Source organism: Reichenbachiella sp., from assembly GCF_039944555.1.
Taxonomy (GTDB): Bacteria; Bacteroidota; Bacteroidia; order Cytophagales; family Cyclobacteriaceae; genus Reichenbachiella.
The window spans coordinates 34,311-50,188 of the sequence record NZ_JBDUYN010000007.1 but is presented as its reverse complement, the minus strand read 5'-3'; the positions used below and the strand labels follow the sequence as shown (position 1 = coordinate 50,188).

Annotated in this window: 17 protein-coding genes; 15 read left to right on the top strand and 2 right to left on the bottom strand. The window is 41.7% G+C overall.

All coding sequences use genetic code 11. The features are described from left to right. Nucleotides 1-27 precede the first annotated feature (27 nt). The 9 genes from ABJD64_RS08825 to ABJD64_RS08785 all read left to right on the top strand — a co-directional run bounded on the left by ABJD64_RS08825 (nt 28) and on the right by ABJD64_RS08785 (nt 9,677). Nucleotides 28-2,271 carry a TonB-dependent receptor gene (locus tag ABJD64_RS08825; protein ID WP_348181884.1) on the top strand — a complete coding sequence of 748 codons (2,244 nt, stop codon included), beginning with the start codon at nt 28-30 and terminating at the stop codon, nt 2,269-2,271. Nucleotides 2,272-2,283: 12 nt separating this feature from the next. Further along, complete coding sequence (gene thiS / locus ABJD64_RS08820) at nt 2,284-2,490, top strand: sulfur carrier protein ThiS (RefSeq protein WP_348181883.1); 207 nt, start codon at nt 2,284-2,286, stop codon at nt 2,488-2,490. A 9-nt stretch (nt 2,491-2,499) separates the two neighbouring features. Further along, nucleotides 2,500-4,371, top strand: a complete 1,872-nt coding sequence (thiC, locus tag ABJD64_RS08815) for a phosphomethylpyrimidine synthase ThiC (RefSeq protein WP_348181882.1) — start codon at nt 2,500-2,502, stop codon at nt 4,369-4,371. Nucleotides 4,372-4,467: 96 nt separating this feature from the next. After that, nucleotides 4,468-4,947, top strand: coding sequence for a thiamine phosphate synthase (locus ABJD64_RS08810; RefSeq protein ID WP_348181881.1), 480 nt, complete (start codon nt 4,468-4,470; stop codon nt 4,945-4,947). Beyond that, a complete protein-coding gene (locus ABJD64_RS08805) occupies nt 4,940-5,689 on the top strand; it encodes a hydroxymethylpyrimidine/phosphomethylpyrimidine kinase (protein ID WP_348195070.1) in 750 nt (249 codons plus the stop codon). The genes ABJD64_RS08810 and ABJD64_RS08805 overlap by 8 nt, the downstream gene beginning before the upstream one ends. Further along, nucleotides 5,686-6,345 carry a thiamine phosphate synthase gene (locus ABJD64_RS08800; protein WP_348181879.1) on the top strand — a complete coding sequence of 220 codons (660 nt, stop codon included), beginning with the start codon at nt 5,686-5,688 and terminating at the stop codon, nt 6,343-6,345. The genes ABJD64_RS08805 and ABJD64_RS08800 overlap by 4 nt, the downstream gene beginning before the upstream one ends. Then, nucleotides 6,311-7,081 (top strand): thiazole synthase, encoded by a 771-nt coding sequence (locus tag ABJD64_RS08795; protein ID WP_348181878.1) that lies wholly within the window; start codon nt 6,311-6,313, stop codon nt 7,079-7,081. Before ABJD64_RS08800 ends, ABJD64_RS08795 begins: the two co-directional genes overlap by 35 nt. Further along, the gene (thiH, locus tag ABJD64_RS08790) at nt 7,074-8,192 is read left to right on the top strand and encodes a 2-iminoacetate synthase ThiH (RefSeq protein ID WP_348181877.1); all 1,119 of its coding nucleotides are present in this window, start codon (nt 7,074-7,076) and stop codon (nt 8,190-8,192) included. Before ABJD64_RS08795 ends, thiH begins: the two co-directional genes overlap by 8 nt. 204 nt (nt 8,193-8,396) lie before the next feature. After that, nucleotides 8,397-9,677: an alpha/beta hydrolase-fold protein gene (locus ABJD64_RS08785; protein ID WP_348181876.1), complete on the top strand. Its 1,281-nt coding sequence runs from the start codon at nt 8,397-8,399 to the stop codon at nt 9,675-9,677. Between the two features lie 86 nt (nt 9,678-9,763). Here ABJD64_RS08785 and ABJD64_RS08780 read toward each other — a convergent pair whose 3' ends face one another. Beyond that, nucleotides 9,764-10,078 (bottom strand): hypothetical protein, encoded by a 315-nt coding sequence (locus ABJD64_RS08780; protein ID WP_348181875.1) that lies wholly within the window; start codon nt 10,076-10,078, stop codon nt 9,764-9,766. Between the two features lie 148 nt (nt 10,079-10,226). Between ABJD64_RS08780 and dnaX the strand changes: the two genes are divergently transcribed. From dnaX to ABJD64_RS08750, 6 genes are all read left to right on the top strand, one after another. Beyond that, a complete protein-coding gene (gene dnaX, locus ABJD64_RS08775; RefSeq protein ID WP_348181874.1) occupies nt 10,227-11,342 on the top strand; it encodes a DNA polymerase III subunit gamma/tau in 1,116 nt (371 codons plus the stop codon). Nucleotides 11,343-11,677: 335 nt separating this feature from the next. Beyond that, nucleotides 11,678-11,911, top strand: coding sequence for a hypothetical protein (locus tag ABJD64_RS08770; protein ID WP_348181873.1), 234 nt, complete (start codon nt 11,678-11,680; stop codon nt 11,909-11,911). Nucleotides 11,912-12,027: 116 nt separating this feature from the next. Further along, nucleotides 12,028-13,143 (top strand): Gfo/Idh/MocA family oxidoreductase, encoded by a 1,116-nt coding sequence (locus ABJD64_RS08765; RefSeq protein ID WP_348181872.1) that lies wholly within the window; start codon nt 12,028-12,030, stop codon nt 13,141-13,143. A gap of 127 nt (nt 13,144-13,270) precedes the next feature. Next, nucleotides 13,271-13,747: a hypothetical protein gene (locus ABJD64_RS08760; RefSeq protein ID WP_348181871.1), complete on the top strand. Its 477-nt coding sequence runs from the start codon at nt 13,271-13,273 to the stop codon at nt 13,745-13,747. Between the two features lie 279 nt (nt 13,748-14,026). Next, entirely contained in the window at nt 14,027-14,416 is a 390-nt protein-coding gene (locus ABJD64_RS08755) for a hypothetical protein (protein ID WP_348181870.1), read from the top strand. Between the two features lie 302 nt (nt 14,417-14,718). Further along, entirely contained in the window at nt 14,719-15,261 is a 543-nt protein-coding gene (locus ABJD64_RS08750) for a transposase (protein ID WP_348181869.1), read from the top strand. A 123-nt stretch (nt 15,262-15,384) separates the two neighbouring features. Here the strand turns inward: ABJD64_RS08750 and ABJD64_RS08745 are convergent, their stop codons facing one another. Further along, a complete protein-coding gene (locus tag ABJD64_RS08745; protein WP_348181868.1) occupies nt 15,385-15,732 on the bottom strand; it encodes a helix-turn-helix transcriptional regulator in 348 nt (115 codons plus the stop codon). Nucleotides 15,733-15,878 lie beyond the last annotated feature (146 nt).

Here is a 15,878-nt window from a genome sequence, read left to right as displayed (position 1 = left end):
TCAAGTATTAACTAAGAATAATTTATAATGAAAAATTATCTATTGACTGTAGCTCTGCTATGGAGCTTGACCGCGTCTGCACAGTCTGACTTCACCATAGATTCAATAAAAACTATGGATTTGAAAGAGGTAGTCGTGTCAGCTACTCGTGCTACTTCTAAAACACCAATGACTTTCAATCAAATAGAGAAGGAAGACATTGAGGAAAATAATATAGGAAAAGACCTTCCCTATTTGTTGGAAATGACACCATCTGCGGTCACAACCTCAGATGCTGGCGCGGGTGTGGGATATACCGGTATACGGATCAGAGGTAGCGATGCGGCTAGAGTTAATGTAACATTAAACGGTATACCATACAACGATCCTGAATCACAAGGTGTGTTTTGGGTAAATTTACCAGACTTTGCGTCCTCAGTTTCGTCCATTCAAGTACAGCGTGGACTAGGTACATCTACCAACGGCGCTGGTGCTTTTGGCGCCTCTGTGAATATAGAAACCGATGGCCTCAATAGAGATTCTTATGTGACTTTGGATAATGCTTTTGGCTCTTTCAATACCAGAAAACATACAGCCATGGTTGGCACCGGGCTTATCGCAGATAAATTCGCTTTTGATGCCCGTTTGTCTCAGATTACCTCTGATGGTTATGTCGACCGCGCAACCTCTGATCTGCGATCTTATTTTGTTTCAGGTGGCTATTATGGAAAGAAATCCCTGGTAAAACTTAACATCTTCTCAGGTCATGAAACTACCTATCAGGCGTGGTACGGTGTCCCCGAATCTCGGATTAACGATGATGTTGATGAAATGAACGCCTACGTAGCTCGCAACTTTTTGAGCGCTGCAGATTCACTAAATCTACTTACCTCCGGCCGAACTTATAACCAATACACCTATGATAATGAAGTAGATGACTATCAACAGACTCATTACCAATTAATTTCGGCTTTCGACTTGTCAAGCTCATTGACCCTAAATGTAGCACTGTTTCTGATTCATGGTGAAGGATATTTCGAACAATACAAGGCGGGCCGTGATTTAAGCGACTACGGATTAGACGATATCACAATTGGTACACAGACTATTACAAGCACCGACCTCATTCAGCGTCGTTGGTTGAACAATAATTTCTATGGTACCACATTTTCACTTGACTACCAACCAAATAATGCCTTCAGATTCACTTTAGGTGGAGCCTGGAACGAATACGATGGTGACCACTTTGGCCGTGTGATTTGGGCTCAATACGCTAGTAATGGAAACATCCGTCATCAGTATTACTTCAACAACAGCATAAAAAAAGATTTCAATATCTTCGGAAAAGTGATCTACGATGTCGCAGATCAATGGTCCCTGTTTGGTGATTTACAATACCGCATGGTGCACTACACCATGGAGGGAGACGACAATGACGGATTGGTTATTGATCAATCTCATAACTACAATTTCTTCAATCCGAAATTTGGATTCAAGTACCAAATCAACGATTATTCACAGGCCTACGCTTCAATAGCCATTGGAAGTAAGGAACCTATCCGGTCAGATTTTACGGACAACATCGATGGAACCATCCCAAAAGAAGAAAAGCTCAGAGATCTCGAAATTGGATATAGTCGATCTACAAAAAAATATAGCTTCCAAGCGAATTTCTACTGGATGGATTACAAGGATCAACTTGTTCTTACTGGTGAGTTAAACGATGTGGGCTCCTCACTGAGGGCCAACGTCGATAAAAGCTTTCGAAGAGGCGTTGAACTTCAAGTAGGTTATCAATTGGCACCCGAAGTAAAACTAAACACCAATGCCTCATTCAGTCAAAACAAGATCGAAAGCTTCAATGAGACCATCTATAACTACGGCCTTGGCTGGGACGAGTACAATGCCGATTTGGTCTCATATGGAGAAACAGACATTGCCTTCTCTCCTTCTGTAGTTGCCGGAGGTAATATTGAATTCACACCTCTTGAGGGTTTGAATCTGAGATGGATACACAAATATGTTGGGGAACAATTTCTCGATAACACATCAACAGATTCTCGAAAGTTAGATGCCTATTATGTAAGTGATGCAGTGGTTTCATATGCACTTACGGGCAACAACTTCAAGTCAATAACTTTGAAAGTCGCCGCTTACAACATGTTCAACAAAATGTACGCTGCGAACGGCTATACATGGGGTTACAGAGGAGGTGGAGACGAAGTCAGAGAGAATTTTTACTACCCTCAAGCAGGTACTAATTTTATGATTGGGCTCAGTGTAAAACTCTGATATTTTGTCTCAATGACCATTAAACTGAACAGTAAGACGCGCAGCGTACCCGTCGAAGACGCGAATTTGGTTGATCTGCTTAAGACAGACAATCTCTATCTCCAAAGAGGTATTGCAGTAGCAGTCAATGATGAAATCCTTCCCAGGCAATCATGGGAAAAATATCAAGTACAAGACAACGATAACATTCTAGTGATCACTGCCACACAAGGCGGTTAATATACGAACATGACGAAAACAAACCACAGACCTTCAGAAGACAAGATAACCAGAGACCCTTTTCCAGCTTCAAAAAAAATATATGTAAAAGGAGAAATTCATGATATAGCAGTCGCTATGCGTGAAATTTCTTTGAACGACACCGTTCTGAAATTCAATCCCTCGGCACCAAAAGAAACAAACCCTCCTGTGACGGTTTACGATACCAGTGGGCCATTTACAGACCCTGACATTGATATAGATGTAAAAAAGGGTCTACCCAAGCTACGAGAGCCTTGGATTCTCAACAGAAACGATATAGAAGTCATGGCAGGCATCTCGTCTCAATATGGACGTAAAAGGCTAAATGACAAGAGCCTGGATGCTTTGAGATTCGAATATTTAGCAAACCCTAAGAAAGCCAAGTCGGGTCAAAATGTAACTCAGCTTCATTATGCCAAAAAAGGCATCATCACCCCTGAGATGGAGTACATAGCCATTCGTGAAAACCAAAAAATTGAAAGCTGGGGACATCTCAATGATCAGCACAAAGGAGACAGCTTTGGGGCCAACACACCCAAAGGCAAAATCACTCCTGAATTTGTAAGAGACGAAATTGCTGCTGGGCGAGCCATCATTCCAAACAACATCAACCATCCTGAGTCAGAGCCTATGATCATTGGGCGTAACTTCCTGGTGAAAATCAACGCCAACATTGGCAACTCTGCCGTGTCTTCTTCCATAGAGGAAGAAGTAGAAAAAGCAGTTTGGGCCTGTCACTGGGGAGCGGACACCATCATGGATTTGTCCACAGGAAAGAACATTCATGAAACCAGAGAATGGATATTAAGAAACTCCCCGGTTCCTATTGGTACCGTTCCCATCTATCAAGCGCTTGAAAAAGTAAATGGCAAAGCGGAAGACCTCACCTGGGAAATCTTTAAAGACACCTTGATAGAGCAGGCAGAACAAGGCGTCGATTATTTCACTATTCACGCAGGTGTCCTTCTAAGATATATCCCCATGACTGCCAAACGAGTAACGGGTATTGTTTCCAGGGGTGGCTCGATTATGGCCAAATGGTGTCTGGCGCATCACAAGGAAAGCTTTCTTTATACCCACTTTGAGGAAATATGTGAAATCATGAAAGCCTATGACGTGGCCTTCTCTTTAGGTGATGGTTTAAGGCCGGGATCTTTAGCTGATGCCAATGACGAAGCACAATTTGCTGAATTAGAAACACTTGGAGAACTCACAAAAATTGCCTGGAAGCACGATATTCAAGTAATGATAGAAGGTCCGGGCCATGTACCTATGCACATGATCAAAGAGAACATGGATAAGCAATTGAAGGAATGCCACGAAGCACCATTTTATACCTTAGGCCCATTGACAACAGATATTGCTCCAGGCTATGATCATATCACCTCAGGTATCGGAGCAGCCATGATCGGGTGGTATGGATGCGCTATGCTTTGTTATGTGACCCCAAAAGAACATCTGGGTCTTCCCAACAAAAAGGATGTAAAGGACGGAGTAATCACCTACAAAATTGCAGCTCATGCCGCTGATCTGGCCAAAGGACATCCAGGAGCGCAGTACCGGGACAACGCCTTGTCAAAAGCCAGGTTCGAGTTCAGATGGGAAGATCAGTTCAACCTATCACTTGACCCCGATACAGCAAGAGAATTTCATGACGAAACCCTTCCAGCTGAAGGTGCTAAAGTGGCTCACTTCTGTTCTATGTGTGGACCAAATTTCTGCTCGATGAAAATTACGCAAGATGTAAGGGAATATGCTGCGGAAAAGGAAGTCTCTGATTCGGAGGCTTTGTCCAAAGGCATGGAAGAAAAGGCGAAAGAATTTGCCGATAAGGGAAACGAATTGTATCTGGAGCAATAAGACTTGAATACCATCGTCATCACACCGGAATCACAAGTAAAGGGCGAGATTGAAACTTGCAACCTACTGTTAAGAAGTAAATTAAGGCGATTACATGTGCGTAAGCCGCTAGCCTCTGAGGACAACATGAGAGCGTATCTTGGCTCCCTGGATCAGGCATATCTGAATAAAGTGAGTCTGCATGGTCATCATGATTTGGTTGATGAATTCGGAATTGGTGGCAAACATTTCAAAAGCATAGAAGAAGTCGATACCCATAGGCTCGTATCCAAATCCTTCCACTCTTTTGAAAGTATAGAAAAAGAATCTACTCTTTTAACGTATGGGTTTCTAAGTCCGATTTATGATAGCATCTCTAAGGTTGGCTATAAAAGTGATTTCAACAAAAAGGATTTGAAAAGGAAATTGAGTGGATTTGATCAATTTCCTATTTACGCTTTGGGCGGAATTGAAACTTCTAAAATCGATGAGTTGCTGGAATTGGGATTTGATGGTGCCGTCTTGATGGGTACCATCTGGTCTGAAGAAAACATGTCAAACAGAATTGACATAACGGATAAATTCATTCATGCCTGACAATAAGCGCCATATGGTATTAAGTATTGCAGGCTTTGATCCCTGTGGTGGTGCTGGAGTCTTAGCAGATATACAAACCACGCAGCAATGCAAAGTACAAGGTATGGCAGTCGTCAGTGCGCTGACTAGTCAAAACGAAGATCAAGTATTCCGTGTGACCTGGCAGGATTTCAAGTCGATTTCGAATCAATTAGAATCACTCCTTGATAGGTATAGTTTTGAAGTGGCTAAGATTGGCATCATTGAAAACTTAGAAACACTTGAATCGGTTATTGACTTGTTAATGCATCATTCCAACGAGATTAAAATCATCTGGGATCCCATTCTGAAATCATCTTCCGGTTTTGACTTCTTAGAAGACCTGAGGCCTGACCAATTGAACAGCGTGCTTAAGGAATTATTCCTTATTACTCCTAATCTGCCCGAATATGAGAGATTAAAAACTGCGCTTGGAAACCAAAAAATTGAAACCAACATATTATTAAAAGGAGGACATGCAGATGGAAATGACACTTCAGATTTGTTGATTGAGCAAGGTGGCAATGAAGAGATTATATCGGGTCAAAGAATCAAAGGAGAAGGCAAGCATGGTACAGGTTGTGTACTCTCGTCGGCGATAGCTTCCGGGCTCAATAAGGGCATGAAATTAAAAACTGCATGTACCTTTGGTAAAAGATATGTTGAAGGCTATCTCAAAAGTGGATACAGCAAATTGGGAGCGCATTATGAAATACAAATATGATAAGCAGGTTACATTATATCTCACAAGAGACTGACGAAAAAAGCCACTTGGACAACATCCGAGAGGCTTGCGAAGCTGGAATCGATTGGGTACAGCTAAGAGTGAAAAACAAGGAACTAGACGAAATAGAAGAAATGGCATTTGCGGCAAAAGCCATTTGCAAGAAGCATGGTGCTAATCTCATCTTGAATGACCATGTTGAAATTGCCAAGGCAGTAAAAGCCAACGGCGTTCATCTTGGTCAAAATGATATGGATCCTGTGGAAGCTCGATCGATCCTTGGAGACAAACCCTACATCGGTGGCACTGCAAATACCTGGGAACAAGTAGAATTACTATATGATTCCAAAGTCGTAGACTATGTCGGCCTGGGTCCTTTTAAGTTTACAGAGACCAAAGAAAACCTAAGTCCAGTACTTGGAATTAGAGGATACTCGAATATCCTGAATAACATGATTATCCAAGATATTGATATTCCAATCATTGCCATAGGTGGGATTGAATTGGAAGATATTTTCGATTTACAATTGACAGGTTGCCACGGCATTGCAGTAGCATCCTTGATCAATAACTCATTGGACAAAAAAGAAACATTAGAAGAAATTAAACTACTACTTCCGAATGGAACATTTGACGATAGCGGAGAAAACTTTTAAGTCTCGACTGTTCACCGGTACGGGCAAATTCAAAAGCAACCAGAACATGCAAGAAGCGCTTGAAGCCTCAGCGTCTGAATTAGTTACAGTTGCTCTAAAGCGTGTTGATGTAAAGGACCAAGAGGATCAAATTTTGAATCATCTATCTCACAGCAGAATCCAATTGCTGCCAAATACATCTGGAGTAAGAAATGCAAAAGAGGCTGTTTTTGCTGCAGAATTGGCTCGCGAAGCCTTGGAGACCGATTGGGTCAAGTTGGAGATCCACCCCGACCCAAAATATCTCCTGCCCGACCCAATTGAAACACTTAAGGCCACAGAGGAATTGGCAAAAAAAGGATTTGTCGTCATGCCCTACATACATGCCGATCCCGTGCTATGTAAAAGACTAGAGGACGTTGGGACAGCCGCGGTCATGCCACTAGGCTCTCCCATTGGTAGCAACAAAGGTTTGAAAACTTTAGATTTCCTTGAAATCATTATTGATCAGGCCAGTGTCCCCGTTGTAGTAGATGCAGGTATCGGTGCTCCATCTGATGCCGCTAAAGCTATGGAGATTGGTGCAGATGCCTGCCTGGTTAATACCGCCATAGCAGTTTCACAAAACCCAGTGCAAATGGCAATCGCCTTTAAAATGGCCATCGAAGCCGGACGGATGGCATATGAAGCAAAATTGGCGTCTCCAACACCTAATGCTATAGCAAGCAGTCCCTTAACCACATTTTTGGATGCCTAACTTCAAGGGTTTATTTGAGGAATACAGCTGGAGTGCAACTAAGGCTTCTATTTATGAGAAAACGGCTGGCGACGTCGAAAGAGCACTTTCCAATCCTGAGCGGAGCTTAGAAGATTTTAAGGCACTCATCTCCCCCGCTGCCTTGCCCTACTTAGAGCAAATGGCACAATTGAGTCATGAGCTCACTTTACAGCGCTTCGGTCATACTATGCAATTATTTGCTCCCATGTACCTCTCCAATGAGTGCCAGAATATCTGTACCTACTGTGGCTTTAGTTTGGACAACAAAATCAAACGCAAAACACTTAACGACATAGAAATTGCCCGTGAAGTTCAGGCCATAAAAGCGATGGGGTTTGAGCACATTTTGCTTGTAACAGGTGAAGCCAATCAAACCGTGGGTGTCGATTATATAGCCCATGCCATCAAACGCATTCGCCCACACTTCGCAAATGTGAGTATGGAGGTACAGCCGTTAGACCAGGAGGACTATGAACACCTAATTCCAGCAGGCCTTCATTCGGTTCTGGTCTACCAGGAAACGTACCACGAAGCCGACTACAAAAAACATCATCCAAAAGGCAAGAAATCCAACTTTCACTATAGACTGGATACGCCAGATCGATTGGGGAAAGCAGGCATCCATAAAATTGGCCTTGGAACACTCATAGGTTTAGAGGATTGGCGCGTAGACAGCTTCTTCACGGCACTTCACTTGGCGTATTTAGAACACAACTATTGGCAGACCAAATATTCCATATCCTTTCCGAGGCTCAGACCCTTTTCAGGAGGCTTAGAGCCAAAAGTAGCTATGAGCGACAAAGAGTTGGTACAATTGATCTGCGCTTATCGTCTTTTCAACCAAGAAGTGGAATTATCTCTTTCAACCAGAGAGACTAACACTTTTAGAAACCATGCCATCAAATTGGGAATCACCAGCATGAGCGCCGGATCAAAGACCAACCCCGGAGGATATACGGTTGAACCTCAATCACTTGAACAATTTGAAATCTCGGATGAGCGATCGTCTGATGACATCAAACAAATGCTAAATGAAAGCGGTTATGAAGCCGTCTGGAAAGATTGGGACTTGGCACTTGAGTGTCAATGACAAAACGCTATAATAATTAAATCAATCAGGCATTGATTCTTCAATGTCAGCTGAGTCTTATTCAATTCATGGCCAGTCTTCTGTCCTGAGGAAATACGCCTATGGTCAATCCAACCCTGTGTCTATCGAGACGAAACCTTAGCTTCTTAATTTTTTAGTTATGATTGATAAAATTTGTGTTGTTGATCATCAAAAAAACCAAAAATGAAAGTTGTCAATCTTATCTCTCTGCTTACCGCGGCGTTTTTAATTCAACATGTAACGCTTAAGGCACAATCCGACCCAATAAAAGAGAGCTTGAATGTGACCGGAGAGTTAACACCGATCAGCTTTGGAGAACAATTCACTTACTATTCCAAAATTCTGGACGAAACCCGTACAGTTAACATATACCTTCCTGAGCATTATTATGAGTCATCAGAAGAACACACTTACCCTGTGGTTCTTCTCAACGATCGACATGGCGATCAGTTCTTTCATACCACGGCAGGCATAGTTAGACATTTGAGTTCGGTGGACAGAATACCCGAATCAATCGTAGTAAGTTTTCACAATGCTGAAGGGTACGCCCCTAATGTTTATAACAATGGCATGTGGGGATCTCAGGAAATGTTAGAATTTGATGCTGATCCCGATTTATTTATCAAACATTTGACAGAGGAGTTTTTTCCATATTTAGAATCGAATTTCCGAGCGGTAGATTACCGGATAATTGTCGGCGTCTCAGGTAGTGCCATATTCCCTATGCACACTTTCGCGAAAGCTCCGGGCCTATTTCAAGGACATTTCATACTTGCCAGTGCTGACGTAGTGGGCATGGGATATGCCTCCGGCGAAACATTTATTGATGCATTTGAACTGGCCCTGCAAGACAATTCCAATCTCAGAGGCAATTTGTATTTCGGAGTTGCCGACGGAGATTTGACCTGGCAGGAAGAATATATAACCAATGTGGATGAACTGAAGCAACGTCTCGATCCATATCTAACGGACAATTTTAAAATGAAAATCGATGTGATCCCGAATGAAGACCACTATGCTTCCTATATGAAAGCCATGTTAGCTGGATTCGAGATTGTTTTTCCCAAGAAGAAATGGTCGGCACGGTATAGAGATCTTGTGAAACAAAACGGAAATGCTCTTGCGAACATTGATGCTTTCTATAACAATCTATCGGATGAATACGGATTCAGAATTTTGCCAAAAGCAGATCGGTGGAATAATGTTAATTGTTACCGGTTTATTGGCAGCAGGTTTCTACTAGAAGAGCGAACGGATGAGGCCATCGAAGTTATACAACGATGGGTGAAGTACCGTCCGAAGTCTGCAGAGGCTCTGAGTCAGCTAGCCAAAGGCTACAAAACAAATGATCAAATGGAATTGGCCATTTCAACTCAGAAGGCAGCTATCACCTTAGCCAGGCAATACGACTTAGAATCAGTAAGCAAGTATGAAAAGCAGTTGATTGAATTAAACAAGAAATAAGTATTCCACTGATTAGTGGAAAGGACAAAAAGGGAAACCTGAATACCAAAGATCAGAAATTACTGTCTTCGGTATTCTGACTTCAGTTATTTCTTCTTCGTTTTCTTAAGCTCTGTAACTTCGTTATCGCTCAGCGCACGCATATATTTTTCTTTTACGCCACCTTCTCTACCACTGTGCCACTGACGTACCCAATACTTTTTCTTAGACATGTGACTGTGCACAACCGCCTCAACCTGTGAGCCGTCTTTCATAGTTACCATCACATGCTGATGAATATGAAAAGCCTTAGGTTTAGATGATTCCGTCTTTGACTTACCCTTATACTTCTTTTGTGCAAAACTTGCTGAAGACGCCATAAAGATGAGGAGTGCTGAGGCTAAGATGATTTTAACTTTCATAGCTATTTTGATGTTTGTTTATTCAAAAATACCAATAAGGTCAAAAATTCATCCATCATAATAAGGACAATTTGTGTACATCAAGATTTAATTTAATTTCAGATTAAATAATCGCTGGAAATTATCCGCTGATTACTATCTTGCGCCCATGGAAAATTTTGTAGTATCGGCACGTAAGTACAGACCACTCGGCTTCGAAGAGGTGGTAGGTCAAGGCCATATTACAACTACCCTAAAAAATGCCATTGACAATAATCATTTGGCACAGGCCCTCCTGTTTTGTGGGCCTCGTGGTGTAGGTAAAACCACATGTGCCAGAATATTGGCACGAATGGTCAACAAATTTGATGACCAGGGTAATGCAGAGTCTGCTAATGCCCTTAACATCTATGAACTAGATGCTGCCTCTAATAATTCGGTAGAGGATATTCGTAACCTGATCGATCAGGTACGCTACCCTCCCCAACAAGGCACACATAAAGTATATATTATAGACGAGGTTCACATGCTTTCAAACCAGGCCTTCAATGCATTTTTGAAGACTTTGGAAGAACCTCCATCCTATGCCATTTTCATTTTGGCAACCACTGAAAAGCATAAAGTCATTCCTACCATCTTGTCCAGGTGTCAGATTTTTGATTTCAACAGAATCGAAATTGACGACATCACTTATCAGCTAAAAAAAATTGCTGAAAAAGAAGGTATCGATTGTGAGGAAGAGGCTCTCCACCTGATAGCCCAAAAGGCAGACGGAGCCCTGAGAGATGCATTATCTATTTTTGACCTGATTGTGACCTTCTCCTCTGGAGATAAAGTCACCTATCAGGATACGATCAAAAATCTGCATATTCTTGACTACGACTATTTCTTTAAGTTGACGGACATGCTGGACCAGAGTAACGTCTCACAAGCGCTGCTCACTTATGACGAAATATTACGAAACGGTTTCGACGGACACAACTTCCTGATTGGTCTTTCAGAACATTTCAGAAACCTGATGGTCTGTAAAGATGCTGAGACAGTCAAACTCCTGAATGTCTCTAAGAATATACAAGCCAAATACCTCGAGCAAGCCAAAGCTATCTCATTGTCATTCTTGATGTCGGGACTGAACATCCTAAATCTTGCTGATCTCAACTTTAAATCGAGCAAAAACCAGCGGCTTCACGTAGAGCTCGCTCTGATGAAGCTTGGATACCTCAAAGAGGCGATCAAAGTATCAGCCAATTCGGCCAATGAGGTAAAAAAAAAAGTGATAGCGTAACTCCCAAAGCTGAAAAATCAACTGTAACCACAGTTGCAACAGCTTCTACCACATCAGTCGCCACTTCTGTAGCACCTCCTCAATCTACCACCGGAAAAGTACCCGCTGAAGCAAAAAAAGAAACGCCGAGTCTGAAAGCCATCTTCAACAAAAAGGAAGAACCGAAAGCCGAAGAACATCAAGAAGTTCAAAAAACAGAAGATGCTCCTCAAGTCGCTATCACACAAGAAAGTGTCAGACAAAAATTAGATGAGTACGTCAGTGATAAAAACATCACCGGTGCCGTCAAAATTATTCTGTCCAAACCTATTAAAGTAAAAGTTAACGCGATTGAATTGACCATTACCAACTCTGTGGAGATCGCCATGATTGAAAACATTGAAGTAGAACTGCTGGGCTTTCTAAGATTGGAACTAAAGAACTCAGCCATCGCTTTCAACTATGAAATCTCAGAAGACACAGGGGAACGCCGCCCCTACACCAGCGAAGAAAAATTCAAGGCCATGGCTAAAAAGAACCCTGCGCTTCTGAAACTGGCGGATGAGTTTGGTTTGGATACTGATCATTGATAAAGTCACCCTCTGATTAATTCTATTTCACATCCTGAGCAATTAGGCTAAATTTGAATGACTAAGCTTGATTAACCCTTGATGGCTAATTCATCTTCAACAAACTCCGTACAGCTATGAGATACAAATTCTCACTTCTTCTTGGTATTGTTCTTTGCTCTCTAAGTGTTTTCGGACAGGAAAAGCCACTCAAAATTGGTGTAATTGGACTTACCCATACACACGTCCATTGGATTCTTGGTCGGGAAGATCAAGAAGATATCACTATAGTTGGCATCGTTGAGTCCAACAAAGATTTGGCTCAGCGTTATTCGGAGCAACATGGCTTTCCTATGCGTATTGTGTATGACACCATGGAAGAAATGATTAATGCCACCCAGCCTGAAGCCGTAACCGCTTTTGGAACAATCTATGAACATCTCGAAGTCGTAGAAATGTGTGCACCGAAAGGCATCCATGTAATGGTAGAAAAGCCACTTGCGGTCAGCTTAGAGCATGCAAAAAAGATGGAGAGTCTCGCTAAAAAGCATAATATTCACTTACTCACCAACTATGAAACTACCTGGTATCCCACGAATCATAAAGCCTACGAAATCTTAAAAAACGGAACTGTTGGAGACGTAAGAAAAGTCGTCGTTAGAGACGGGCATAAGGGTCCAAAAAAAATCGGTGTCAATAGCGAGTTTCTGGATTGGCTTATAGACCCGGTTCAAAACGGAGGCGGTGCGATTACTGACTTTGGTTGCTATGGAGTGAATCTAATGACCTGGCTGATGGACGGCAAAAGACCGTTTACGGTTACCGCTGTCACCCAACAACAACAATCCGAAAACAATCCTCAAGTAGAAGATGACGCAACAATCATATTGACGTATGACAAAGCTAACGCCACCATACAGGCTTCATGGGATTGGCCGATAGGAAGAAAAGATATGGAGATTTATGGCCTCAGCGGTGTGATCTATGCGGACAATCGCAATGACCTTCGTGTTCGGATAGCCCAAGGTTACGATGGTTTTGACGAGAAATCCTATACCCTAGACGACCGAGAATCACCTCTCGATGACCCTTTTGCTATGTTTGCAGCGGTGGTAAAAGGTAAAATAAATCTACCACCCTTTGATTTATCGTCTCTCGAAAACAATATGATCGTTATGGAAATTTTGGACGCCGCAATCAAAAGTGCCAAGACCAAAAGGACGATTGAGCTAATAAAGCAAGAGGAGCCATAAACGTCAATTCCAAATTGATGGCCTGATCAGCTTACTAAATACAAAATTAATTTTAGGAATTGAATCAATTTGTAATTGTGCTACTTTTGTCACCAGCAGCACATCCTATTCAAATAATATTTACAACATGAAAAGAATAATCGTAGCAATTTCACTTTTTGTGGCATCTCAAGGTGCCCTAGCGCAAAACACCTTCCCTTCTTCTGGGAATGTGGGTATTGGAACTACCAGCCCATCTGGAATATTGCACATACATTCTAGCTCTCCAAATGTATACCTGACAACCAATGATTACGCTGCACTTAGAGGAAATGGAGGAACCTGGCTTTTTGGTTATGGAGGAGCATCCGGCAGTGAAGATATTTCAATCGGAACTCAAGACAATACAGGAAATAGAACTCTTACACTGGCTGCAGGAGGTAAAGCACAACTTAAATTATTAGGAAATGGAAATGTAGGAATTGGAACCACTAGTCCTGACTCTAAACTACATGTAGCTGGAGATGGAGCAGTCATTAAACTTCAAGATACTGAAAATGAAGATACTGAAAATGCTTTCCACAGATGGATAGGAGGCTATGACAAGAGTGGTGATGAAATTTAGTGGCTTGGCGAAGGCAGTAGTGGAAGTAAGACATTAGGCCTTCATACTAGTAGACCTAGATATGACTTAAGGTTATATAATTCTGGAAAAGGAATTATTATTAATAATAATGGTAACGTAGGCATAGGAACCACAAGCCCATCTAAGTTATTACACGTTTCTTCAGCTGCTCCGTCCTTTTTACTGGAACGAACGGGGTCAGTATCCTGGGAAACTCGAATTGACAACAACGGTAGATTTATAATCCAGGACGCGACAAATGCTACTGAACCATTTAAAATGGAAGCACTCACTCCTACTGCAACAATTTATACCAAGAGTAACGGCAACGTAGGCATCGGAACAGCAGACCCCAAATCCAAACTGGCGGTCGATGGCACAATAAAAGCAACTAAAGTTGAAGTGATGGCAGATGTCAACAGTGTACCAGATTATGTTTTTGAAGAAGACTATGAGCTCAGAACCCTCCAGGAAACGAAAGCTTACATAGAAGCCAACAAACATCTACCTGAAATTCCTTCCGCCGCTGAAATTGGCAAAGACGGCATGGACCTGGGAGACATGAATTTGAGGCTTTTGAAAAAAATTGAAGAATTGACCTTGTACCAAATCCAAATGATGGAGGAAATGAGCAAAATGAAAAAGGAATTGGAAGCATTGAAGAATTGAGTTGAAGCAGGTAATCTGGACCTTCATAAGCTATAGTGATACCCCTCAAAGAAGGTTCGTGGGGACACGAACCTGAGCGTAGAGGGAAATAACAACTGAGCTGGGGCGGGTAAGTTCGTAGGGCAAGGACCATAGCAGAGCAATGGCTCGCATGCAGGAGTGGCTCATGAAGACACGAGCCATAGCATGGGTCGCCAAAGTTTATGTCCTCACGAACTATCTAAAACAACATCAATTCACCACGGCCAAGGTTCGTGTCTTCACGAACTATCTAAAACAACTTCAATTCACTATCTTTCGTCATGCATCATCCTGACATCAGAAAATCATATATTGAACCAAACCAAATTTATTTCTGGACGGCTACTATAAACAACTGGCAGCCTTTGCTTGAAACTAATAACTTCAAAGATGTAATTATAGAGTCTCTGACTTATTTATCAAGCAAGAAACTAATTGATGTGTTTGGCTTTGTTGTTATGCCTAATCATATCCACTTGATATGGCGACTAAACTCAAAAAATGGAAAAGAGCCGCCAAGCGCCTCTTTGTTGAAATTCACCGCTCATCAATTTAAGAAAATGCTAGATTTAAAGGAACTCACTTCCTATTTGGTAAATGCACCCAACAAAGCACATGAGTTTTGGCAGAGAGACTCAAAAGCGACGCCACTTTGGACTCCAAAAGTTGCTTACCAAAAATTGGATTACATCCATAACAACCCTGTTAACGGCAAATGGAATCTGGCAAATGATTGGGTAGATTATCATTATTCTTCTGGGGCATATTATGAGATTGGAGGCAATGATTTTGGTTTTTTAAAACATCTTGGCAACGAATTTTGAAATAACCAATTGTGAATGAAGGTTCGTGGGGACACGAACCAGAGCGATATAGAAGGTAAGTGCCCCTCCCTGCTCACTTACCCGGATTGATTGCATTAAAATGCTCCAAGCCTTCACAAAAAGCTATTCCATGTTCATGTCATCCAGAAGGTTTTTCAGTTCTGTCATTTTGCTCATGGGAAGTTTCTCCAACAAGTCCAACCCTTTCAGGTGTTCTTCATTTCTCTTTAAAGTACTTAGGGGATGATTGGGATCGAAAGTCTGCCCGGTACCATCCCATTCGAATAGATCGTTTGGAGTACAATAAAGTGCCTGACAAATTTTTTCAATCTGATACATTTTTAAACCGCTGACTTTGTGATTAACCAGACGGTGCGCAACATCATGACTAAAACCTAATGATTTAAGATAAGTGTATGGTTTTTTGATGCGACGTAAAGTAAAAATATGGTTAAGGTTAAGCTTTAGCATGGTTTAGGTTAGATTTTGATATTATATATTAAGATTTAGCTACTCAAATGTGAGTATATACAATATTACTATGAGTATATACAATGTTACTATGAGTCATTAATATATTCAAGTGAGCATATATTAATTATTTTTAAGTAATTAAT